Annotated in this window: 23 protein-coding genes; 10 read left to right on the plus strand and 13 right to left on the minus strand. The window is 71.7% G+C overall.

Going from position 1 to position 22,416, the window contains the following annotated elements; translation table 11 throughout:
• Positions 1-7: 7 nt before the first annotated feature.
• Entirely contained in the window at positions 8-463 is a 456-nt protein-coding gene (locus ACXDC7_RS16260) for a MarR family winged helix-turn-helix transcriptional regulator (protein ID WP_343045940.1), read from the minus strand.
• 39 nt (positions 464-502) lie between these two features.
• The gene (locus ACXDC7_RS16265; protein ID WP_459222759.1) at positions 503-799 is read right to left on the minus strand and encodes a YqeB family protein; all 297 of its coding nucleotides are present in this window, start codon (positions 797-799) and stop codon (positions 503-505) included.
• A gap of 66 nt (positions 800-865) precedes the next feature.
• Between ACXDC7_RS16265 and ACXDC7_RS16270 the strand changes: the two genes are divergently transcribed.
• A complete protein-coding gene (locus tag ACXDC7_RS16270) occupies positions 866-1,465 on the plus strand; it encodes a TetR/AcrR family transcriptional regulator (RefSeq protein ID WP_459222760.1) in 600 nt (199 codons plus the stop codon).
• Here the strand turns inward: ACXDC7_RS16270 and ACXDC7_RS16275 are convergent.
• A complete protein-coding gene (locus ACXDC7_RS16275) occupies positions 1,426-2,895 on the minus strand; it encodes an NCS2 family permease (protein ID WP_179445463.1) in 1,470 nt (489 codons plus the stop codon). The two genes, ACXDC7_RS16270 and ACXDC7_RS16275, sit on opposite strands and share 40 nt — an antisense overlap.
• A 98-nt stretch (positions 2,896-2,993) precedes the next feature.
• Here ACXDC7_RS16275 and ACXDC7_RS16280 point away from each other — a divergent pair, with 98 nt between their 5' ends.
• Positions 2,994-3,215, plus strand: coding sequence for a DUF2530 domain-containing protein (locus ACXDC7_RS16280; protein ID WP_179445462.1), 222 nt, complete (start codon positions 2,994-2,996; stop codon positions 3,213-3,215).
• A gap of 6 nt (positions 3,216-3,221) precedes the next feature.
• Here the strand turns inward: ACXDC7_RS16280 and ACXDC7_RS16285 are convergent, their stop codons facing one another.
• The 3 genes from ACXDC7_RS16285 to ACXDC7_RS16295 all read right to left on the minus strand — a co-directional run bounded on the left by ACXDC7_RS16285 (position 3,222) and on the right by ACXDC7_RS16295 (position 5,399).
• Positions 3,222-4,010 (minus strand): DUF3027 domain-containing protein, encoded by a 789-nt coding sequence (locus ACXDC7_RS16285; protein ID WP_179445461.1) that lies wholly within the window; start codon positions 4,008-4,010, stop codon positions 3,222-3,224.
• Complete coding sequence (locus tag ACXDC7_RS16290; protein WP_179445460.1) at positions 4,007-4,390, minus strand: cold shock domain-containing protein; 384 nt, start codon at positions 4,388-4,390, stop codon at positions 4,007-4,009. The genes ACXDC7_RS16285 and ACXDC7_RS16290 overlap by 4 nt, the downstream gene beginning before the upstream one ends.
• An 85-nt stretch (positions 4,391-4,475) precedes the next feature.
• Complete coding sequence (locus ACXDC7_RS16295) at positions 4,476-5,399, minus strand: LysR family transcriptional regulator (RefSeq protein WP_179445459.1); 924 nt, start codon at positions 5,397-5,399, stop codon at positions 4,476-4,478.
• A 157-nt stretch (positions 5,400-5,556) separates the two neighbouring features.
• Between ACXDC7_RS16295 and ACXDC7_RS16300 the strand changes: the two genes are divergently transcribed.
• The gene (locus tag ACXDC7_RS16300; protein WP_459222761.1) at positions 5,557-6,888 is read left to right on the plus strand and encodes an MFS transporter; all 1,332 of its coding nucleotides are present in this window, start codon (positions 5,557-5,559) and stop codon (positions 6,886-6,888) included.
• 6 nt (positions 6,889-6,894) lie between these two features.
• Here the strand turns inward: ACXDC7_RS16300 and ACXDC7_RS16305 are convergent, their stop codons facing one another.
• A complete protein-coding gene (locus ACXDC7_RS16305; protein ID WP_459222762.1) occupies positions 6,895-7,524 on the minus strand; it encodes a DUF1345 domain-containing protein in 630 nt (209 codons plus the stop codon).
• Between the two features lie 88 nt (positions 7,525-7,612).
• Positions 7,613-8,407 carry a glucosamine-6-phosphate deaminase gene (nagB, locus tag ACXDC7_RS16310; RefSeq protein WP_459222763.1) on the minus strand — a complete coding sequence of 265 codons (795 nt, stop codon included), beginning with the start codon at positions 8,405-8,407 and terminating at the stop codon, positions 7,613-7,615.
• Positions 8,408-8,471: 64 nt separating this feature from the next.
• Between nagB and ACXDC7_RS16315 the strand changes: the two genes are divergently transcribed.
• The 4 genes from ACXDC7_RS16315 to ACXDC7_RS16330 are packed head-to-tail and all read left to right on the plus strand — an operon-like array spanning position 8,472 to position 13,753.
• A complete protein-coding gene (locus tag ACXDC7_RS16315) occupies positions 8,472-9,317 on the plus strand; it encodes a YML083C domain-containing protein (protein WP_179445455.1) in 846 nt (281 codons plus the stop codon).
• 21 nt (positions 9,318-9,338) lie between these two features.
• Positions 9,339-11,528 (plus strand): helicase-associated domain-containing protein, encoded by a 2,190-nt coding sequence (locus ACXDC7_RS16320; protein ID WP_459222764.1) that lies wholly within the window; start codon positions 9,339-9,341, stop codon positions 11,526-11,528.
• A complete protein-coding gene (locus ACXDC7_RS16325) occupies positions 11,525-13,162 on the plus strand; it encodes a DNA repair helicase XPB (protein ID WP_179445453.1) in 1,638 nt (545 codons plus the stop codon). Before ACXDC7_RS16320 ends, ACXDC7_RS16325 begins: the two co-directional genes overlap by 4 nt.
• Before the next feature lie 18 nt (positions 13,163-13,180).
• Entirely contained in the window at positions 13,181-13,753 is a 573-nt protein-coding gene (locus ACXDC7_RS16330) for a hypothetical protein (RefSeq protein WP_459222765.1), read from the plus strand.
• Here the strand turns inward: ACXDC7_RS16330 and ACXDC7_RS16335 are convergent, their stop codons facing one another.
• Entirely contained in the window at positions 13,754-14,293 is a 540-nt protein-coding gene (locus ACXDC7_RS16335; protein ID WP_459222766.1) for an NUDIX hydrolase, read from the minus strand.
• 97 nt (positions 14,294-14,390) lie between these two features.
• Between ACXDC7_RS16335 and ACXDC7_RS16340 the strand changes: the two genes are divergently transcribed.
• Both ACXDC7_RS16340 and ACXDC7_RS16345 read left to right on the plus strand, forming a co-directional pair.
• Entirely contained in the window at positions 14,391-16,448 is a 2,058-nt protein-coding gene (locus ACXDC7_RS16340) for a HelD family protein (RefSeq protein WP_459222767.1), read from the plus strand.
• 157 nt (positions 16,449-16,605) lie between these two features.
• The gene (locus ACXDC7_RS16345; protein WP_459222768.1) at positions 16,606-17,640 is read left to right on the plus strand and encodes a hypothetical protein; all 1,035 of its coding nucleotides are present in this window, start codon (positions 16,606-16,608) and stop codon (positions 17,638-17,640) included.
• Positions 17,641-17,647: 7 nt separating this feature from the next.
• Here ACXDC7_RS16345 and ACXDC7_RS16350 read toward each other — a convergent pair whose 3' ends face one another.
• The 3 genes from ACXDC7_RS16350 to groL all read right to left on the minus strand — a co-directional run bounded on the left by ACXDC7_RS16350 (position 17,648) and on the right by groL (position 21,231).
• Complete coding sequence (locus ACXDC7_RS16350) at positions 17,648-18,370, minus strand: copper homeostasis protein CutC (RefSeq protein ID WP_459222769.1); 723 nt, start codon at positions 18,368-18,370, stop codon at positions 17,648-17,650.
• Positions 18,371-18,374: 4 nt separating this feature from the next.
• Positions 18,375-19,481 carry a dipeptidase gene (locus tag ACXDC7_RS16355; RefSeq protein WP_459222770.1) on the minus strand — a complete coding sequence of 369 codons (1,107 nt, stop codon included), beginning with the start codon at positions 19,479-19,481 and terminating at the stop codon, positions 18,375-18,377.
• Positions 19,482-19,599: 118 nt separating this feature from the next.
• Positions 19,600-21,231, minus strand: a complete 1,632-nt coding sequence (groL, locus tag ACXDC7_RS16360; protein ID WP_179445447.1) for a chaperonin GroEL — start codon at positions 21,229-21,231, stop codon at positions 19,600-19,602.
• Between the two features lie 460 nt (positions 21,232-21,691).
• Between groL and ACXDC7_RS16365 the strand changes: the two genes are divergently transcribed.
• Complete coding sequence (locus ACXDC7_RS16365) at positions 21,692-22,096, plus strand: hypothetical protein (protein ID WP_179445446.1); 405 nt, start codon at positions 21,692-21,694, stop codon at positions 22,094-22,096.
• Here ACXDC7_RS16365 and ACXDC7_RS16370 read toward each other — a convergent pair.
• Complete coding sequence (locus tag ACXDC7_RS16370) at positions 22,093-22,392, minus strand: DUF3263 domain-containing protein (protein WP_179445445.1); 300 nt, start codon at positions 22,390-22,392, stop codon at positions 22,093-22,095. The genes ACXDC7_RS16365 and ACXDC7_RS16370 overlap by 4 nt on opposite strands.
• Between the last annotated feature and the right edge of the window lie 24 nt (positions 22,393-22,416).

Below are 22,416 nucleotides of genomic sequence, written 5' to 3' on the forward strand. Positions count from 1 at the left end.
GGTCGCCTCACTCGGCCAGCCTCTGCAGGACCGGCTGGGCGGCGCGCAGGATCTCCCGCTCGCCGGCGGTGAGCTTGGCCACGCGCTGGGCGAGCCAGGCATCGCGGCGGCGGCGCTCGGCCAGAATGATCTCGCGGCCGGCCGCGCTCAGGCGTACCCGCTGCTGGCGGCGGTCGCTCGCACTCGCCCGGCGCTCCACCATCCCGGCCGCGACGAGCGAGGCGACGGTACGCGTCATCGACGGCGGCTGGACCTTCTCGAGCTCGGCGAGCTCGCGCATGCCGAGCTCACCGTCGCGCATCAGGACGCTCATCGTCGACAACTGGTTGGCCGACAGATCGTGTCCCTTGGCATGCACCTGGCGCAGTCGCCGGGACAGCCTCATCACCGTCAGCCGCAGCGCGGAGGCGAGCTCCGGGGTGGTACGCACGCTGGGCCGGGGCGGGGCAGGATTCGAACTCACTCCCCCGAGAGTAATACTTAGCGTGGCTAATTACAACGGCTAAGCTTTTACTTTCCAGCCCCGGGATTCCGCGGCGCCGAGGATCTCGGCAGGCGCCCCGTGGAACTCGGAGCGAAACAGCTCGACATCGGCATCGTCGCGCAGGACCAGCCGCTCGTCCTCGATCGCGACCTCGACCACCTGGGATCTCGCGAAGCGGTGGCGCGCGTCACCGGCCCGCACGATGATCTCCCGCTCGCTGATCGACAGCCGGGGCGCATGGGACACCACCAGCAGGCCGCCGAGCACCCCCGCTATCGCACCGATCGCGATCATCGCCACCAGCCCACCAGTCATAGCCATATTGGAACATGTAAGTTCCATTATGGCAAACCTCAGTTCCACCCGGGTACGCTGGGAGTCATGCCCCAGTTCGACACCCCCACCGTGCGACGCACCCGGGGTGCCCTCGTTGATGCCGCCATCGAGATTTGGTCGCGCAACGGCGCCGCCGGTCTCGGCGAGATCGCCGCGCGAGCCGGGGTCGGACGGACGACTCTGCACCGGCATTTCACCGACCGCGCCACCCTGCTGGCGGCCGTGGACGCCGAGTGCCGCGCCCGCTTCGCCGCCGCGGCCCGGCGTGCCCGCCCCCAGGAGGACACCGGCCTGGCCGCCTATGGCCGCATCCTCGGCGAGCTGCTTCCCCTGGGCGACGTGCTCGGACTGATCTTCGCCGACAACGCGCTGATCGACCCCGATACCTGGGCCGAGACCGACGATCAGGGCTATGGTTCCGTCGTCGCGCGCGGCCAGGCGGATCGGTCGATCAACCCAGCGCTGCCACCAGCATGGATATCGACGCTGTTCTGGACCACGCTGCTCGGCGGGTACCTCTATCTGCGCGACAGCCCGGCAACCGTGCGCGAGGCCACCGATCTCGCGACCGATGCGCTGACCCGGGCGATCGCCACAGACATCGATCAACCGATCAGCGCACCGATCGGCCCCTGCAGGAAGTAGACGACGAAGGCGGCCGCGACGACCCACATGATCGGATGCACCTCGCGGGCCCGGCCCAGCACCACCCGCAGCAGCACCCAGAAGATGAACCCGGCGCCGATCCCGGTGGTGATCGAGTAGGTGAACGGCATCAGGGCGAGGGTGAGGAACGCCGGCAGCCCGTCCTCCACCTTGGACCAGTCGATCTCGGTCACCTGCTGCAGCATCAGGAAGCCCACGAAGACCAGGACCGGGGTCGCTGCCTCGGACGGGACGACGTTGATCACCGGGGACAGGACGATCGCCACCGCGAACGCCAGGCCGGTGACGATCGAGGCGATGCCGGTACGCGCGCCCTCCGCGACGCCGGTCGCCGACTCGATGTAGGAGGTGTTGGACGAGACCGAGCCGAGGCCGCCCAGGGCCGCGGCGCCGGAGTCCACCAGCAGGATCGAGCGCAGATGGGGCGGGTTGCCCTCGGCGTCCAACAGGTCGCCCTCCGCGCCGACCGCGACGATCGTGCCCATGGTGTCGAAGAAGTCGGCCAGCATCAGGGTGAAGATCAACAAGGCGACGGCGAGGACCGGGAGGCTGCCGGAGGTGAACGCGCCGACCGGGTCGACGCGACCGAGCAGCGAGAGGTCCGGAGCGGCCACGAGCTGCTCGATCGACGGCACGTTCAGCGACCAGCCCGTCGGGTCGTCGGGTTTCGATCCCGCCGGGGCCACCGCCTGGATGATCACCGCGGCGATCGTGGCCAGGATGATCGCGATCAGCATTGCGCCCGGCACCTTCCGGGCGTACAGCACGCTCACCAGGACCAGCCCCAGCACGAAGACGGCCATCGGCCAGCCGGTCAGCGAGCCGTTCAGGCCGAGCTGCACCGGCACCGTGCCGTCGCCCGGGATCTTGGTCACGATCCCGGACTCGACCAGGCCGACCAGCGTCAGGAACAGACCGATGCCGACGGCGATGCCGGCCCGCAGCGAGCGCGGCACCGCCCGGAACACGGCGGTGCGGAAGCCGGTCAGGGCGAGGACACCGATCAGCACGCCCTCGATCAGGACCAGGCCCATCGCCTGCGGCCAGGTCATCTGCGGGGCGATCACGTAGGCGAGCAGCGCGTTCAGGCCGAGGCCCGTCGCCAGCGCGACCGGGTAGCGGGCGATCGCGCCCATCGCGATCGTGCAGATCGCGGCGATCAGCGCCGTCGCGGCGGCGACCATGCCGATGGTCGGCGCCACGTTCTCCGGGGTGTTCGGCAGCCCGCTGATCAGGTTGTCGTTGATATCCGGCGCCGTGCCGATGATCAGCGGATTGAGGGCGACGATGTAGGCCATCGTGAAGAACGTGACCAGACCGCCGCGTACCTCGCGGGCCATCGTCGAACCGCGCTTGCTCAACTCGAACCAGCGATCGAGCCCGGACTGGGTGGGGGTGGAGGACGCCATGGCGATGATTCAAGCGCATGCGGGCACGTGCGGGCGCGCGACCCTGGCGCGCGAAACGCAACTGTCACGTGCGCCGGGCCGGGCAATATCCTCACCGCATGGCACGCAACCCGGCCCCGGTCCGGCCGCTCGACGTCGACGGGATCGGCGCGGCGGTGGTCGGTACGCTGGCCTGGCTCGCCGCGCTCGTCGCTTGCCTGGTCTTCCGGGCCGAGCTGGCCGCGCGGGACAGCGAGTGGTGGATCGGCGTCTGCGTCGCGGGCGCCGCGCTCGGCGTGATCGGGTTCGGTTACGCGACCTGGCGCAGGCGCCGCCGCTGACCCGGGTCAGTCGAAGAGGCCCTCGTCGACATTGATCGTGTCCCAGACCGGGCTCGGCAGCTCCACACCGCGCTCGGGCTCGGTGACCAGCGAATGCGCCCCGCAGCCATGATCGATGCTGACCACCCGGGAGTCCGAGGGCGAGAACTCATTCGTGCAGGCGCCGAACAACAGCCCGAGCCGGCCCTGCAGGCGTACCAGATAGCCGCAGGTCCCGCACGGTTCCGGCGCCTGGCGGCTGAGCTCGTTGTTCGGGCCCGGATCGCCGTGCAGCCAGCGCTCGGCCGCCAGATCCCGACCTTGCAGCGACAGCACCCGCTCCCGGCCCAGCCCCAGCTCGGCGACGACGGCACGCGCGCCGCTCGCCTCCTCCGGGTCCAGATCGAGCGAGCCCGCCACATAACCCGGTTCGAGCCGGGGGTCGTTGTCGGGGGTGGCCAGCAGCATCCCCGGGCCGACATCGCCCGGGCGGATCCGCTCCTCCCACGGCACCCACTGCGGCGCCTCGACGGCCCGCGGTGCGGGCAGCAGCACCACCTCGTTGACGGTCACGGCCCGCGCCCGCGAGGCCCGGCTGAGGGTGACGGCCCAGCGCCAGCCGGGGTAGCCGGGATGCGGGCAGGCGAACCAGTGGGTGACGACCCGCTCGGCCTCGGCGTCCACGCCGAGATGCTCGCCGACGCCGAACACCCCGGCGGCGTCCTCGGCCGCGGCGCGGGCCTCGTCGACGGCGGCCGCGCCCTGGGCATCCAGCTTCGGGCGGCGGTAACGCTCGACCGCGGTGGTCACGCTCACAGCTCCAGCTCGTCCGCGACGGCGCGCAGCACGCTCGCGACCTTCCCGGCGGTACGCCCGTCCGGGTGCCGGCCGCGGCGATAGCCGCCGCCGATGCCGTCCAGCATCTTCACCAGGTCCTCGACGATCACCGCCATCTGCTCCGGCGACTTGCGGGTGGCCTTGGACAGCGACGGCGGGGCCTCGAGCAGGCGTACCGACAGCGCCTGCTCGCCCTTGCGGCCGTCGATCACGCCGAACTCGACCTTCTGGCCGGGCTTCAGGCTGTCCACGCCCGCGGGCAGCGCCGAGGAGCGGACATAGACATCCCCACCCTCGTCCTTGGTGAGGAAGCCAAAGCCCTTCTCCGCGTCGAAGAAGCGCACCTTGCCAACCGCCACGACTCATCCCCTTCTCGTCTCGGGCATGCCTCTCCTGCCAAGACATGCGGCCAGGGCGCCGATCAGCGCCCCGGACCGGTCAAGCCTACCCGTCGCCGCCACGCTTGCGCAGCCGAGAAGGCGCGAGGTTGGCGATGGCCCGGGCCAGCGCATCCGCCGGGCCGGGCGCCGCCCGGCGCCCGGTGAGCAGGACCATCTCGACATCGGGCAGCGTCGGCAGATCGGCATCGACGATCCTGAGGTCGGGTGGGATCCGGCTGGCGGCCAGCACACACAGCCCGAGCCCGGCACGAGTAGCGGCCAGGATGCCGTTCACCTCGCGGGTGTTGCAGGTGATCCGCCACGCCCGGCCCGCATTGTCCAGCGCCGCCAGCGCCGCGGACCGCGACCAGCTCGGCGCCGCGTAGGTGACGATCGGCAGCGGCTGCCCGCCGTCCACGACGGTGCCCGGCGGGGCGACCCAGACCAGCCGGTCGCGTCCGACGACCCGACCGTCGGCGGCGTCGGCACCGTCGGCCCGGTTGACGAAGATCAGGTCGAGCTGGCCGGAGTCCAGCCGGCGGCGCAGCGTGCCGCTCTGGGTGACGGTCAGCTCCAGCGACAGTTGCGGATGACTCTGCCGGAACTCGCGCAGCACGCTCGGCAGTTCCCCCAGCGCGAGCTCGTCGGCCGCGCCGAACCGCAGCCGTCCGCGCATCGCCGACCCGGAGAAGTAGCGAACCGCCTCGTCCTGCGCCGCGAGGATCGTCCGCGCGAACCCGGCCATCGCCTCGCCGTTGTCGGTCAGTCGCACCGAGCGGGTGTCGCGCACCAGGAGCTGCCGGCCGGCCGCATCCTCGAGGCGGCGTACCTGCTGGGAGACCGCCGGCTGGCTCAGCCCGAGCCGGTTCGCCGCCCGGGTGAAGCTGCGCGAGCTCGCCACCGCCAGGAAGCTGCGCAACCAGACCGGGTTGAACGCGCCCTGGTCGAGACCTTCATGATCAACATCTCCGGGCGGCGTCGGCGTCATGCGGCCAGCCTTGCACGACCCATAACGAATCACAATCACACTAAGAGGGTCGATCGGCTTGGAGAATCATTCAGCATCTTCTAAGGTTGTGGGCAACGGATCGGCGCCGATCCCTTCCCCGATTCACAGCCCACATACCAAGCCTGGTGATCTCGTCATGTCCTCGGCGGCCCGTCCTGCCCATCCGTCCCCTTCGCATCCCGCCTCCCCCGAGGCCCGCCGCTGGCCGGCGCTGCTGTCCGCACTCTCCGCCCGCGGCTACCGCCGCTATCTGTTCTCCCTGCTGATCGGCAGCATGGGCTTCTGGATCGCACGGATCGCCCAGGACTGGTTGGTCCTGGAGCTGACCGGCAGCCCCAGCGCGGTCGGCCTGACCGTGGCACTGCAGTTCGCGCCGGTGTTGATCTTCGGCCTGACGGGCGGCGTGCTTGCCGACCGCTTCCCGGCGGGCGCGCTGGTCGCCCTGAGCCAGGCCGGCGTGGCGATGATCGCCCTCACCCTCGGCCTGCTCACCCTGACCGGCACGGTGCAGGCCTGGCATGTGTACGCCGGCGCGCTCACCTTCGGCTTCCTGGCCGTGATCGAGCAACCCGCCCGGATGCGGGTGATCGCCGAGACGGCCGGCCAGCCACGGATCCGCAATGCCCTCAGCCTCAACTCGACCGGTTTCCAGAGCGCCGCACTGGTGGGCCCGCTGCTCGCCGGCCTGATCATCGCCACCCTCGGCACCGGCTGGTGCTTCATGATCAACTTTGCGACGGCGGGCATCGCGGCCTATACGCTCACCCGCCTGGGCAGCAACTCCGAGAGCCGCCGGTCCGCCCCGGGCCAGAGCCCGCTGCGCCAGCTCCGCGAGGGCCTGTCGATCGTCCGGGGCACCAGCGAGATCGCCTGGGCGATCGCCCTGGCCGCGGTGCTGGCGATCTTCGGCCTCGGGATGCCCGCACTGCTGTCGGCCATGGCGCGCAACGACTTCGGCACCGGGGTGGCCGGCTACGGCATGCTCAGCGCGGCCCTGGCGCTCGGCTCGGTCGGCGGCGCGCTGCTCAGCGCCCGCGGCACCAAGGCGCTTCGGCTGCGGCACCTGGCCGCACTGCTCTGCGCGCTCGGCCTGTTGCTGGCCCTGGCGGCCAGCATCTCCCACCAGTTGATCTTCATGGGCGTGTTGTCACTGGCCGGCGTGGTCACCCTGACCCTGCTCGTCCAGGCGCCGGTGCTGATCCAGTTGTCCTGCCCGCTGACCGTGCGGGGCCGGGTGATGAGTTGCTACCAGCTCGCGGTGATCGGCGGCCAGGCGATCGGCAACCTGCTGGTCGGCCGGCTGGTCGAGTCGATCGGCGCCCGTCCCGCACTGCTCATCTGCGCCGCGGCGATCGTGCTGTTGTCGATCGGCATCGGCGTGGCGATGGGCCGCCAGTCACGGCTGCGGCTCGCCGTCGGGCGCCCGACCTTCTGGCCGCGGGTGCGGATCGTGCCCTCGGCGCGCTGACCCCGGTCAGGTCGCCGCGCTCGTCACCAGATTGATCACGGCGCCGAGGATGAGTGCCCCGAACAGGAACGACAGCAGGCCGTGCCGGAGCACGAGCCGGCGTACCGCGTTGTCGGTCACGCTGTCGTCGGACACCGCAAAGGTCATCCCGATGGTGAACGCGAAGTAGTAGAAGTCGCTGAACATCGGCGCCGCATCGTCGTTGAAGTCCAGGCCACCGTGCGGGTCGAGATAGTAGATCCGCGCATAGCACTCGGCATACATCGCGTGCAGCATCGCCCAACTGGCGAAGACCCCGATCAACCCGACGACGGATGCGATGTGGCGGCCCGGGAGCTGGTTCAGCACCAGCAGGGCGAGAATGCCCGCAAACGAACCGATGGCGACGATCGCGATCAACAGCTCCTGCATCCCGGCATCGATCGGCTCGGCGCGCGCGACCTCCTTGGTCTGCTCCGAGTTCAGCCCCCACCGCTGCGCGAGCGACCAGATGATCATGCCGACCGACAACACCGAGACCCCGCAGAGCACCGCGACCGCGGGCGTGCGCACGATCAGCCAGCCCGCCAGGCCGACCACGATCCCGATCACCACCATGACCGCCAACCGCACCCCGAACCGCGTCGGCAGCCTCATCCCCGGCCTCGTCGCCTGTGTCATGGCCCGACCGTAGCGAACTGTGACCGGCGCCACACCGATTCCGCTCGCCCGGCGGGAGAAGGCCTCAGAACCGTTGCCAGGCCGGCTTGTCCGCATACACCTCGCGGTAGTAGTCCGCCAGCTCCAGCCGGCTGGCCGCCGCCGGGTCGATCACCACGATCGCCGCATTGTGGAACTGGAGCACCGATGCCGGGCAGTACGCCGCGACCGGGCCCTCGACCATCGCGGCGATTGCCGCCGCCTTCTGCTCGCCCTGGGCGACCAGCACGGCCCGGCGCGCGTCCATGATCGTGCCCAGGCCCTGGGTCAGGCAGTGCACCGGGACCTCGTCGGCGGAGGCGAAGAACCGCGTGTTGTCGGCCCGGGTGCGCGGGGCGAGGGTCTTGATCCGGGTCCGCGAGGCCAGCGACGAGCCCGGCTCGTTGAACCCGATGTGACCGTTGCCGCCGATCCCGAGGATCTGCACATCGATCCCACCGGCCGCCACGATCGCCGCCTCGTAGCGCTGCGCTGCCTCCGTCAGGTCGCTCGCGGCACCGTCGGGCACCGCGACCAGTGCCGGGTCCATGCCCAGCGGTTCGGTGACGGTACGCCGGATCACCTCCGCATAGCTCTGCTCGTGGCCGGGCGGCAGCCCGACGTATTCGTCGAGGGCGAATCCGCGCGCCCGGGACAGGTCCAGCTCGCCGGCCGCCACCATCCGCGCCAGTTCGGCATAGATGCTCAGCGGCGACGAGCCCGTGGCCAGGCCGAGCACCGGGTCGCCACCCCGGGCCTGTTTCGCCCGCGCGCTCTGCGCCACCGCGGCCGCCGCCACCCGGCCCACCTCGGCGTCGGTGTCGCAGATGATGACCTCCACGCAGGCAGCCTAGCCACGTTCGGCGCAGGCCGCGCCGAGCCCGCGGCCGCCTACCATGGGCGCCATGGCGACGTGGGAGGACGGGCCCGAGTACGCGCCCGCGCAGCGGCCGCGGGAGTTTGCCGCACCGCGCGTGGGGCCGTTGCAGCAGCATCCGATCGAGGCCAGCCCCGGCAGCCCCGGCGTACCGTCCGCGGCGCAGTTGCCGGCCGGCGTACCAGCCTTCTCCGATGCGCGCGGCGCCGCTCCCCTGCACGTGCTCGGACACACCCGCGAGGCCGGCCGCGACCCGCGCGAGGCCTATCGGTCGGCCTCGGCCGCCCTGACCCCCTTCGATGTCGACGGCGGGCCGCGGCGAGCCGCCGGGCCCGACCCGGCAGAGCCCGCGGCCGAACCGCCCCACGAGTTCGACCCGACGGCTCCCCTGGGACGGCCGCAGGCCGCGCCCGAGCAGGCCTTCGCCGGGCCGGCCGGTCCCGCCCCGGCGCCGCCGCCCGCATTCCCGGCGCCGGGCACCCCGCAGTGGTTCGGCCCCGGCGCCCCACCCGCGCCCCGTGCGCCCGCGCCGGGGCTGCCCCAATTGATCAGCGCCGTCACCCCCGCCGTCGCGATCATGCTCGCGCTGGCAGGCCTGATCCTGCCGCTGTCGCTCCCGCTCTACATCGTCGCGATGTTCGCCTCGACCCGGATCCGCTACCGCAAGCGGGCCGTGCGCAATGTCTTCCTCGGCGGGCTCGGGTTCACCCTGGTGCTGAGCCTGGTCCGGCTGATGGTCAGCGCCGACTCGTTCGGTTCCTGGTGGGGCGCGATGTCGCAGCTCAGCATGCTCGCGAGCTGGGGCGTGCTGATCGTTCTCGGCTTCGTGGTGGGCCGCGCCCTGCAGTCGCGCGAGCAGCCCGACCGCCCCTGAGCGGCGCGTAGGCTCGGGCCCATGCGCCCACCGCGAACCTTCGGCGAGGCCGTGCGTCGCCTCGACGAGGCCGGGCTCGCCCGGCTGCTCGCGCTGCGGCCCGATCTCGGCGTACCGGCGCCGGCCGATCTCGCCGAGCTGGCCACCCGCGCCGCCACCGCGACGTCGGTGCAGCGGGCCCTGGAGCGTCTCGACGTCGCCCAGCGACTGACCGCCGAGGCGCTCGCCGCCAGCGCCGACCCGGCCACGATCGCCGATCTCGCCGCGCTCACCGGCCGGGCGCCGGACTGGCTCGCCGCCCGCGCCGCCGAGCTCCGGGCGCGCGGCCTGCTCTGGGGCGCCGACGACGCCCTGCACCTGTTGCGCGAGGCGCGGCTCGCGTTCGGGCACTGGCCGGGCGGGCTGGCCGGGCCGTCCGAGCGACCCCTGCCCGACCCCGCCGCCGTGCTCGCCGACACCGATCCCGACGAGCGGGCCGTGCTGGAGCGCCTCGCCTGGGGCCCGCCGACCGGCGCGCTGCGCCAGGCCGACCGGCCGGTCACCCTCGCCTCGGCCCGGACGCCGGTCGAGCGGCTGCTCGCCCGCGGCCTGCTCCGCCCGCTGGACGCCGACACCGTGATCGTTCCCCGCGAGGTCGCGCTCGCCGTCCGGAGCGGCTTCGCCCGCCCGGAGGTACGCGACACCCCGCCCCCGGTCGAGGCCCCACCGGTCGAGCCCGCCCGGGCCCGCCGGGTCGACCGCGCCGCGCTCGGCGCCGCGTACGCCTGCGTGCAGGAGGTCGACGCGCTGATCGACGAGCTGGGCCGGATGCGCCCGGTGCTGCTCCGCGCGGGCGGGCTCGGCGCGTCCGACACGTCGGCGCTGGGCCGTCGGCTCGGGGTGGCGCCGGATGCGCTGGCGCGCGGGGTCGCCGTCGCCGAGCGGCTCGGGATGATCCGGGCCCACGGCGGCCGGGTCGAGGTGACCACCGCCTACGACGCGTGGCTCGCCCGGCCGGGCCGGGAGCGCTGGTTGGAGATCGTCGGCGCCTGGCGCGAGCAGGAGCGCTGGCCGCAACGCGAGCCGCGGCCGTTGCAGCACGAGCCGCATCCGCTGCACGGCCGGGCGCCGGAGCTGCGGGCGCTGGCGCTGGCCGAGCTGGTCGGCGTACCGGTCGGTGCGGAGGTCGACCGGGCCGCGCTGACCGCCCGCATCGGCTGGCAGCGGCCGGCCTGGCAGGCCCTCGGCCTGGCCGATGTCGTCGACGAGTTCGCCGCCGATGCCGCCTGGCTCGGACTGATCGCACTGGGCGGCCGGGGCCGGCTGGCCGGGGCGGCGATCGACGGACGCGTCCCGGACGACCTGGAGTTTCCCGAACCGGTGGACACGCTGATCCTGCAGGCCGACCTGACCGCCGTCGCGGCCGGGCCCGTGCAGCACGAAGTGCTGGAGGTGATCCGGTTGCTCGCCGATGTGGAGAGCCGGGGTGCCGCGACCGTCTTCCGGTTCAGCCCCGCGAGCGTGCGCCGCGGGCTGGACCGCGGCTGGTCGGCCGAACAGATCACCGACTGGCTGGCCACCCACTCCGAGACCGAGGTGCCGCAGCCGCTGCGCTATCTGATCACCGACGCCGCGCGTCGGCACGGCACGATCCGGGTCGCGAACGCCGGGAGTTGGCTGCGCGTCGACGATCCCGCCCAGGCCGCGCTGATCACCGCGCATCCGCGGGCGGCGGAGTTCGGGGTACGCCAGGTCGCGCCGGGCGTGATCATCGCCGCCGCCGAGGCCGACGAGCTGGTCGACTGGCTGCGCGATCTCGGGCTGTCGCCGGCCGCGGAAGGACCGGGTGGCACCGCGCTGCTGGCGCCCGCGCCGGTCCGCGCCCGCGCGCTCGCGGCCGCGCCCGCGCCCGCCGTGGACCCCGCACTGCTGGCCGAGCGGCTCACCGAACAGGCCGAACGCGCCGCACACGCCGAGCGCGGCGCCGCCCGGCTGCGGGAGTCGCTGAGCGCGGCCGCCCGGGCGGGCACCGGCGTGGACCTCACCTGGGTCGACGCCGGCGGGGCGCTGAGCCGGCGGACCGGCGTACCGCTGGAGCTCGCCGCGGGTCAGGTACGCGTCCGGCTGGACGAGCCGACCGACGCCGGAAGCCGGGAGATCTGGCTCGCGCTTGGCAGGATCCGTAACGTTGATGCGATCACCACCGCCCCGACCCGAGGGAGTACACATTGACCGGACCGCTGGTCGTCCAGTCCGACCGGACGCTGCTGCTCGAGGTGGACCATCCGCTCTCCGACGAGTGCCGGATCGCCATCGCGCCGTTCGCGGAGCTGGAGCGCGCGCCCGAGCACATCCACACCTATCGGCTGACGCCGCTGGGGCTGTGGAACGCGCGCGCCGCCGGGCACGACGCCGAGCAGGTCGTCGACACGCTGCTGAACTACAGCCGCTATCCGGTGCCGAGCAGCCTGCTGGTCGACGTGGCCGACACCATGGACCGCTACGGCCGGCTGCGGATCGAGAAGCACCCCGCGCACGGGCTCGTGCTCACCTCGACCGATGTGCCGGTACTGACCGAGGTGCTGCGCTCGGCGAAGCTGAAGGGACTGGTCGGCGCCAGGATCGATGAGCACACCGTCCAGGTGCACGCCTCCGAGCGCGGGCATCTCAAGCAGGTGCTGCTGACGCTCGGCTGGCCGGCCGACGATGTCGCGGGCTATGTGGACGGCGAGGCGCACCCGATCGAGCTGCGCCCCGACGGCTGGGAGCTGCGGCCCTACCAGCGCCACGCCTCGGAGGCCATCTGGCACGGCGGCTCGGGCGTGGTCGTGCTGCCCTGCGGGGCGGGCAAGACGCTGGTCGGCGCGGCGGCGATGGCGCACGCCAAGGCGACCACGCTGATCCTCGTCACCAACACGGTCTCGGCGCGGCAATGGCGCGCTGAGCTGCTGCGGCGTACCTCGCTGACGCCCGACGAGATCGGCGAGTACTCCGGGTCGCGCAAGGAGATCCGACCGGTGACCATCGCGACCTATCAGGTGGTCACGACCAAGCGCGGCGGCATCCACCCGCACCTGGAGCTGTTCGACGCCCGGGACTGGGGCCTGATCGTCTACGACGAGGTGCATCTGCTGCCGGCGCCGGTGTTCCGGATGACCGCGAGCCTGCAGGCGCGCCGACGGCTCGGGCTGACCGCGACGCTGGTCCGGGAGGACGGCCGCGAGGGGGATGTCTTCTCCCTGATCGGGCCGAAGCGCTATGACGCGCCGTGGAAGGAGATCGAGGCGCAGGGCTGGATCGCGCCGGCCGACTGTGTCGAGGTCCGGGTGACGCTGCGCTCCGACGAACGGATGGCGTACGCGATGGCCGATCCGGAGGCGCGCTACCGGCTGGCGTCCACCGCGCAGACCAAGACCGAGACCGTTGTCGATCTTGTGCAGGCCCATGCCGGGGTGCCGCGGCTGGTGATCGGCCAGTACGTTGATCAACTCACCGAGCTGGCGCAGCGGCTGGATGCCCCGTTGATCACCGGCGAGACCACGACCCGGCAGCGCGAGAAGCTGTACGAGCAGTTCCGCACCGGCGAGATCGATCTGCTGGTGGTGTCGAAGGTCGCCAACTTCTCCGTCGACCTGCCGACCGCCCAGGTGGCGATCCAGGTCTCCGGCGCGTTCGGGTCCCGGCAGGAGGAGGCGCAGCGGCTCGGCCGGCTGCTCCGGCCCAAGGAGGGCGGCACGACCGCCCGGTTCTACGCGGTGGTGGCGCGCGACACGGTGGACGCGGAGTTCGCCCAGCACCGGCAGCGCTTCCTCGCCGAGCAGGGGTACGCCTATCACGTCACCGACGCCGAGGACCTGACGAGCTGAACCGGGTTAGGGTGCCCCATGGAACGGGTGCGGACCCGACCCGGCGCGGGACTGCTGCTCGGCGGCGCCGGAGCGCTTGCCGTCCTGCTGGCGATCGCCCTCGGCGCGGGGGCGTTGTTGCCCGGCCGTCCGGTGAGCCCGCCCGTCCCGGCGCCGACGGCGACCCCGGAGCCGCTGCCGCCCGCGCCCGGTCGGGTCGGTGAGTGGGTCGCGTTCGTGGGCGATGCCGGGGAGTCCGGCGCGCTCCGGGTCAATTCCTTCCGGTGGACCCGCGACGGCGCGATCCCGCCCGGTCGCAGCTATCTGGTGGTGGACGTGTCATTGCGGGCCGCGGAACCATGGCGACCGGGCGAGCCGGCCGGTCCGCCGGTGCGCTACAACGCCTTCCGGTTCGTGGTCGACGACGGCAGCGCCACCCCGAACACGGTGGCCTTCAGCTCCGATGCCGCACCCCGGCTGACCCAGGGCACGCTGCGGGCGGGTGAGCAGGTACGCGGCTTCGTCGATTTCGACATCGAGCAGCAGCCCGTGGTGCAACTGTGGCTGGTCACCGAAGCGTGGGTACCGATCGCCGCGGTCGAGCTCTCGTGATCAGTCCGCGATCGGGACGGTGGATTCCGAGCGCACGATTCCGAGATCCAGCGGCGGTTGGCGCTGCCCGGTCTCGGCCCGGTTGATCAACTCCGCCAGCTCGCCGGGCCACACCCATTCCCCGGCGTCGGCCAGCTCGGCCCGCGGCCACCAGCGGTGGCCCTGCAGCGTGAGCTGTTCCTCGGGGGTGTGGCCAGCGATGTCGACCTCGAAGCGCGGCGTGCGTACCAGATAGAACGTCTCGGTCTGGTCGAGCACCTGGTCGCTGTAGCCGTGCTGGACGCGACGCCGCGCGAGCGGACCGACCAGGGCGTCCTCGGCGACCCGCAGGCCGGTCTCCTCGAACAGCTCCCGCACCCCCGTCTGCCGTTCGGTCTCCCCCGGATCGACGCCCCCGCCCGGGGTCACCCACCAATGCACGCCCGGGACACCCGGGTCGGTATCGGCGAACAACAACACATGATCATCATCGGTGACGACTATCACCCGGACCGCGGTCCGGGTCTTCCATGGCCGATCGGGTACGCCGGTGCTGCTCACTCCCCGCAGCGTAGCGATCGGCGGTGGACGAGCGACGGGGCGTGCGGGTAACGTCGCTCGTCTGCCCATCCACCCACCGGTCACCGGAGGTCTCGTCATGCCCGCAGCCAGCCCCGGCGATGCCGCGCACATCCTGGCCACCGAGCGGGCGCACCTGACCGCGTCGCGCGACGCCCTGGCCCGGATGCGCGAGCGCGCGGATGCGCTGTTCTCCGGGGCCGTGCTCGGCGGCGACGCCGTCTCGACGCAGTACCTGAAACAGAGCCTCTACCGGCGGATGCGATCACTGGAGGCCGATCCGGACACCCCGTTGTTCTTCGGCCGCCTGGACCGCGCGACCACCGCCGGTGCCGAGCACGACGAGTCGTTGTACATCGGACGCCGCCACGTCGCCGCCGAGTCCGGCGGCGAGCCGCTGGTGATCGACTGGCGCGCCCCGCTGTCGCTGCCCTTCTACCGGGCCCGGCCGGGCGAGCCGATGGGTGTCCGGGTACGCCGCCGCTTCGGCTTCGCCGCCGGCAGCCTGACCGCATTCGAGGACGAGGACCTGCTCGGCGGAACGCCCGGCGATGATCATTCTGCGATTCTCGAGGCCGAGATCGAACGGCCACGAACCGGCCCGATGCGCGACATCGTGGCCACCATCCAGCCCGAGCAGGACGTCCTGGTCCGCACCGATCTCGCCGCCTCGCTGTGCATCCAGGGCGCGCCCGGCACCGGCAAGACGGCCGTCGGCCTGCACCGCGCTGCGTACCTGCTGTACGCCTTCCGCGAGCAACTCGCCCGCTCCGGTGTGTTGGTGGTCGGCCCGAACGACAGCTTCTTGTCCTACATCGGCGATGTGCTGCCCGCCCTGGGTGAGATCGACGCCGGCCAGGCGACCGTGGATTCGCTGCTCGCCTCGGCCCACGACATCGCGATCACCGGTGTCGACGAGCCGGCCGCGGCGATGATCAAGACGGACCCGCGGATGGCCGAGGTGATCGAGACCGCCATCTGGTCGCGCCTCGGCGAGCCCGACGAGCCGCTCGTGGTGCCACGCGGATCGCGACAGTTCCGCGTCGGGGCGTACCTGATCGCGGAGACCGTGGCCGAATTGCGCGGGCGCGGTACCCGCTACGAGGCGGCGCGGGAGATGCTGCCGCAGCGCCTCGCCCACCAGGTTTTGTTGCGGATGGAGGCCGGCGGCGATTCCCCCGACGATCGGGTGCAGGCCGCGGTGGCCCGGTCTCGCCCGGTGAAGGAGTACGCCAAGCGCCTGTGGCCGGCCCAGCAAGCCCGGCAGGTGATCTTCGACCTGCTGGCGGATCCGACCGCATTGGCCGCTGCGGCCGAGGGGATCCTGACCCCCGAGGAGCAGCGCCTGATCTTGTGGTCCCGCCCGCCCCGCAGCGTGCGCTCGGCCCGCTGGACCGCCGCCGACCTGGCCCTGGTCGACGAGGCCGCCGACCGGCTGCACCGCACGCCGAGCCTCGGCCATCTCATCCTCGACGAGGCCCAGGACCTGTCGCCGATGCAGCTTCGCGCGGTGGGCCGGCGGGCCAGCACCGGGTCGGTCACGGTGCTCGGCGATCTTGCCCAGGCGACCACGCCATGGGCCAGCCGCGACTGGGCGAGCGCCCTTGGTCATCTCGGTCAGCCCACCGCGGCGGTCACCGAACTGGTCGCCGGTTTTCGCGTACCGGCCGCGGTGATCGACTTCGCCGCACGACTGCTGCCGACGATCGCTCCCGGGCTGCGACCGCCGCACGCGGTACGCCAGTCCGGTGGCCTGCTGCGGATCGAGCCGACCGACGACCCGGCCGGCCGGCTGGGCGGGCTGGTCGCGGAACTGGCCGAACTCCCCGGCACGATCGGCGTGATCGCCGCCGATGCCGACGCCGACGCGATCGGCGCCGCCCTGACCGCGGTCGGCATCGACCACCGCGGAGTCGGGGACGAGCGGGACTGGGAATCCCGGGTCGATCTGGTGCCGGCGGGACTGGCGAAGGGCCTCGAGTTCGACCAGGTGATCGTGATCGAACCGGCCGCGATCGTGGCCGGGGAGGCCGACCGGCCGACCGGCCTGCGCCGGCTCTACGTCACCCTCACCCGCGCCGTGTCCGCCCTGGTCGTCGTGCACAGGTTGCCATTGCCCGAGCAGTTGGTGGAGTGACGGTGAACGCGGGTGAACGGCCCTCGACCACACGTTGGCACCAATAGACATCAGACCATTGACCCATCGCGATCGGCGTCATTAGGCTCCGGAGCAAGTCAATGCTCGGGGTGTCAGGCCCCACTCGACTCCCGGGCTCCCCCTAAGAGAGGCCCACATGCGGAATCGACACATCACCGGCGCGGTAGGCGCATCGGCAGCACTGGCCGCCGCCGCCGCGACGTTCCTGATGGCACCCCCAGCCCAAGCCGCCCTCGTCACCTACTGCTCCGGCACGGCCGAGAACGTCACCGTTCCGGGCGATCTGGTCGTACGTTCCGGCCAGTCCTGCACCCTGACCGATGTCAACGTCAAGGGCACGGTGCGCGTCGCGAAGGACGCGAATCTCGTCGCCCAGGGCGGCGAGTTCACCGGCCGCGTCACCGTCCAGGCCAGCGGGTACCTCGATCTGACCGGCGCCAGCCTGGGCGAGAACGTCGTCTCGGCCGCCGGCTACGGCGTCTACCTGGACAGCACCAAGGTGGCCGGCAACTACACCGGCCGGACCGTCGACGGCGCGGCCGACCCCGGCTTCTTCTTCCTGGTGGGCTCACAGCAGTCGGGCAATGTCACCGTGTCGACCGGCGAGACCCTGATCGAGAACTCCACGGTCGGCGGCAACGTCGCCAGCAGCGACGGCGCCTACACCGATGTCTACAACTCGGTGCTGAACAAGAACCTGACCGTGACCGGCAACACCGACGGCGGTGTGGTCTGCGCCTCGGAGGTCTACGGCGATGCCCGCTACGACGGCAACGGCAAGGGCCTGCAGATCGGCGGCTCGGGCGACCTCGCCACCTGCGACGGGGCCAACTTCTTCGGCAAGAACCTGACCGTGTCCAATACTGACGGCCAGGCCGTGGTGAGCGACAACATCATCGCGGGCAAGCTGTCCGGAACCGGCAACGACCCGGCACCGGTCGGCGAGGGCAACCGCGCCCGCGGCGGCGTCGAGGGTCAGTTCGTCGACCTGGCGGCGCCCGATGCGTCGCGCGCGCCGAGCACGTCGCGGATGCTTCGCTCGGAGACCAGCGATTCCGTGGCCCAGACCGCGCCCGCGCAGACCGAGCGGTTGACCGAGGCCAAGTCGTCGGCCAAGGACCGCCGGGCCGAGGCGACCGCCGAGGCGAAGGCGGCCGGCAAGGCCTTCTGAGCAGTTCTCAACCGGACCGACCCTGGTCGGCGGCGCGGGTAACCGAGTCGTCGACCAGGGTTTTCCATGTCCTCACCAGATCGGCATCCACATAGGCCCGGTAGCTGCGGCCCGGCCGCGCCGGCGCGCCGATGTGGAACGCCTGCACCCCGGCCCGAGCCAGCCACGGCACGTGCTCCGGCGCCAGGCCGCCACCGGCCATGATCAACTTTGCGATCCGCGGGTCCGATCCGGCGAGCGCGATCAACTCGTCCAAGCCGTGCGCCACGCCGCGCGAGGACCCGGCGGTCAGCACCTGGTCCAGGTTCGGCAGGCCGAGCAGGGTACGCCAGGCACGCCGCGGATCGAGGGCCTGGTCGATCGCCCGGTGGAAGGTCCACGGCCAGTCACTGTCGGCGGTGATGGCCTCGACGACCGACGCATCGACCTCGCTGTGGCCGTTCAGGAAGCCGAGCACGAGCCCGTCGGCGCCCGCGTCCACGTAGCTGGCAGCGAGCCCGCGCAGGCGTACCGCCTCCGCGCCGTCGGTTCCGAAGCCCGGCCGCAGCCGCAACATCACCCGCAGTTGCACCCCGACCGCGTCGCGCACCTCCTCGACCAGCGACGGCTCCGGCGACATGCCGCCGTCGTCCAGGCTGCCGAGCAACTCGACCCGGTCCGCGCCGCCCTCCTCTGCCCGCCGCGCGTCGGCCGCGTGCAGGCAGATCACCTCGAGCAGCGCACCAGACATCGGATCAGCGTCCGGCCAGTTCGGTGGCGGCGCGGTAGACCCGGCGCAGGTTCCCGTGGGCGAGCTTGTTCAGGTCGGCCGCGGACCAACCCCGCTCGGCGAGCGCGGACAACAGGCGCGGGTAGCCGGACACGTCCTCGAGCCCACGCGGCAGTCGGTCCACGCCGTCGTAGTCGCCGCCCAGGCCGATGTGGTCGATCCCGGCCACCTCGCGGGCGTGTTCCAGGTGGGCGATCACATCGTCCAGCCCGGCCTCGGGCTGCGGCTCGGTCCAGGTCGCGCGGAAGGCATCCAGCGCCGACAGGTCCCGCGGGTCGACCCCGGCGGCGCGGGCGGCCTCGTTGCAGCGCAGCGACCAGGCACGGACCGTCGGCGAGATGAAGTAGGGCACGAAAGTGATCATGCACAGGCCGCCGTTGTCCGGCAGCCGGGCGAGGATCTCGTCGGGCACATTGCGCGGATGATCACAGACCGCGCGGGCCGAGGAATGGGAGAAGATCACCGGGGCGGTCGTGGCGTCGAGGGCGTCGCGCATGGTGTCGGGCGAGACGTGGGAGAGGTCGACCAACATGCCGAGGCGATTCATCTCCGCGACCACCTCGCGGCCGAAGTCGGTCAGTCCGCCGTGTGCGGGCTCGTCCGTGGCCGAATCCGCCCAGGCGGTGTTCTGGTTGTGGGTGAGGGTCAGGTAGCGCACACCGAGCCGGAACAGGTCGCGCAGCACGCCGAGCGAATTGGCGATGCTGTGGCCGCCCTCCGCGCCCATCAGCGATGCGATCGCCCCGCCGGGGCGCCAAGCGTCGATCGCGGCGTCGAGCTCGTCGGGGGTACGCACCAGCACAAGATCATCGGGATAGCGCGCTGCGAGGGCGTACACCGCGTCGATCTGTTCCAGCGTCTGGACCACCGCCTCGGGCTCGGGCAGCGTGCCCGACACGAAGACCGACCAGAACTGTGCGGCCAGGCCGCCGGCCCGGGCGCGCGGGAGATCGGTGTGCAGGTGCGGTTGCGGCCGCGAGATGTCGATCTTGTCGAGATCGTAGGAAACCTCGCGCAATTGCCACGGGAGATCGTTGTGGCCGTCGATGACCGGGTACGTCGGATCGCTCACCTGCTCATTGTGCCGCCCGGCTGGCGGCACGGCGGCACGGCCCACCGGCGGGGGTCGAGAACGCCCGAGGGCGGCCCCTGTCGGGACCGCCCTCGGTGGGATGTTCGGCAGACGGGACTCAGAAGTCCATGCCGCCCATGCCACCCATGCCGCCGTCGCCGCCGGGGGCCGCGGGGGCCTTCTCCGGCTTGTCGGCGATGACGGCCTCGGTGGTCAGGAACAGCCCGGCGATCGACGCCGCGTTCTGCAGCGCGGAGCGGGTCACCTTGGCCGGATCGATGATGCCGGCCTTGACCATGTCGACATAGGTGTCGTCGGCCGCGTTCAGGCCCTCGCCGACCGGCAGGTTGGCGACCTTGTCGGCAACCACGCCGCCCTCGAGGCCGGCATTGGCCGCGATCTGCTTGAGCGGGGCGGATGCCGCGCTCTTCACGATCGCCGCGCCGATCGCCTCGTCGCCGGTCAGGTCGGCGACGTCGACGGTCTTGGCCGCCTGCAGCAGCGCGACGCCGCCACCGGGGAGGATGCCCTCCTCGACGGCCGCCTTCGCGTTCCGGACGGCGTCCTCGATGCGGTGCTTGCGCTCCTTCAGCTCGACCTCGGTGGCCGCGCCGACCTTGATCACCGCGACGCCACCGGACAGCTTGGCCAGCCGCTCCTGCAGCTTCTCGCGGTCGTAGTCGGAGTCGCTGTTCTCGATCTCGGCGCGGATCTGGTTGACCCGGCCCTTGATCTGCTCGGCATCGCCGGCGCCGTCGATGATGGTGGTCTCGTCCTTGGTCACCACGACCTGGCGGGCGCGGCCGAGCATCTCGGTGGTCACGCCGTCCAGCTTGAGGCCGACCTCCTCGGAGATCACCTGGCCGCCGGTCAGGATGGCGATGTCGCCGAGCATGGCCTTGCGCCGGTCGCCGAAGCCCGGGGCCTTGACCGCGACGGACTTGAAGGTGCCGCGGATCTTGTTGACGATCAGGCCGGCCAGGGCCTCACCGTCGACGTCCTCGGCGATCACCAGCAGCGGCTTGGAGGTCTGCATGACGCCCTCGAGCACCGGCAGCAGGTCCTTCAGCGAGCTGACCTTGGAGTTGACGATCAGGATGTAGGGGTCGTCGAGGACGGCCTCCATGCGCTCGGGGTCGGTGACGAAGTAGGGCGAGATGTAGCCCTTGTCGAAGCGCATGCCCTCGGTGAACTCGAGCTCGAGCCCGAAGGTGTTCGACTCGTCGACCGTGATCACGCCCTCCTTGCCGACCTTGTCGATCGCCTCGGCGATCACCTCGCCGACGTGCGGGTCGCCCGCGGAGATCGAGGCGGTGGCCGCGATCTGTTCCTTGGAGTCGACCTCGATCGAATTGTCGGCCAGTTGGTCGGCGATCTTGGCGACGGCCTTGTCGATGCCGCGCTTCAGGCCGATCGGGTTGGCGCCCGCGGTGACGTTGCGCAGGCCCTCGCGCACCATGGCCTGGGCCAGCACGGTGGCGGTGGTGGTGCCGTCGCCCGCGACATCGTCGGTCTTCTTGGCGACTTCCTTGACCAGCTCGGCGCCGATCTTCTCGTAGGGGTCCTCCAGCTCGATCTCCTTGGCGATCGAGACGCCGTCGTTGGTGATGGTGGGGGCGCCCCACTTCTTCTCCAGCACGACATTGCGGCCCTTCGGGCCGAGGGTGACCTTCACCGCGTCGGCGAGGACATTCATGCCCCGCTCCAGGCCGCGGCGGGCCTCCGCGTCGAACTCAATGAGCTTTGCCATGTGTCTTCCGATTCCTCCCGGCCGAAGCCGTACGAATGGGTGTGTCAGGTTGACTGTGACAAGGCTGGTGCCCGCGACGGACGGGTCGGCGTACGCCTTCCCTCACCGGCTTGCCGGATGGCACTCTCGGTAGAGGAGTGCCAATGTCATGTTTAGCACTCGGCACCCGAGAGTGCAAACGACCTCGGGGCAGCCTCGCCCACCCCGTCCCACCCCGGCCACACCCCCGCGACTCCCGATCCGCGAACCCAACCGCCACCCACAAACTCAACCGGCACCCGCGAGCGATACTCAGCCCGCACCTGCCGATTCAGCCCGCGGATGGGAGCCAGACCCGCCCAAACGCGAACCCAACCGGCACCCGCGAGCGATACTCAGCCCGCACCTGCCGATTCAGCCCGCGGATGGGAGCCAGACCCGCCCAGGCCTGCCCATCTGGCTCTCCTGCCAGACTTCCGGCATGCACCTGTGGCAACTCCGCGAGCTGGGCAACCGGCTGAACGGCTCCACGCTGCTCGGGCTGGCGATCGCCCGGCTGGGCGGCGCGAACATGAAACGTGGGCCCCGGGGCATGTTCGTGGCGGAGGGCTACCGGCTGCCGTTCCCGCTGGCGGGAGCGTTCACGGTCGGCGATGTCGTGATCACGCCCACCGATGCCCCGACCCTCACCGGCCGGCACCGCGAGATGCTGGCGCACGAGGAGGCGCATGCGTGGCAGTGGTTCGCGCTGCTCGGCCTGCCGTTCCTCCCGGCGTACCTGCTGGCGATGGGCTGGTCGATGCTGCGCACCGGCGATCGGGCCAGCGCCAATCTGTTCGAGACGCTCGCGGGCCTGGAACGCGGCGGTTACCGCACCCGGGACTAGCTGTCCTGCGGATCGAAACCGAGCTGGCGCGCCGAGCGCGCCCGGCGACGGGACTCACGCAGCCGGCGCAGCCGCTTCACCAGCAGCGGGTCATAGGCCAGCGCCACCGGGCTGTCGATCAGGGCATTCAGCACCTGGTAGTAGCGCGTCGTCGACAACCCGAAACGGGCACGGATGCCCTCTTCCTTCGACCCCGCGAAGCTCCACCACTCGCGCTCGAAATCGAGGAGATCGCGATCGCGCTCGGACAGCGTCGGCGCCGCGACGGGGGAGGTCTGCTGGACGGGGTCGGCCATGCGGCAATGCTAGGTGCAAATCAC

The sequence above is a fragment of the Naumannella huperziae genome (assembly GCF_054073625.1).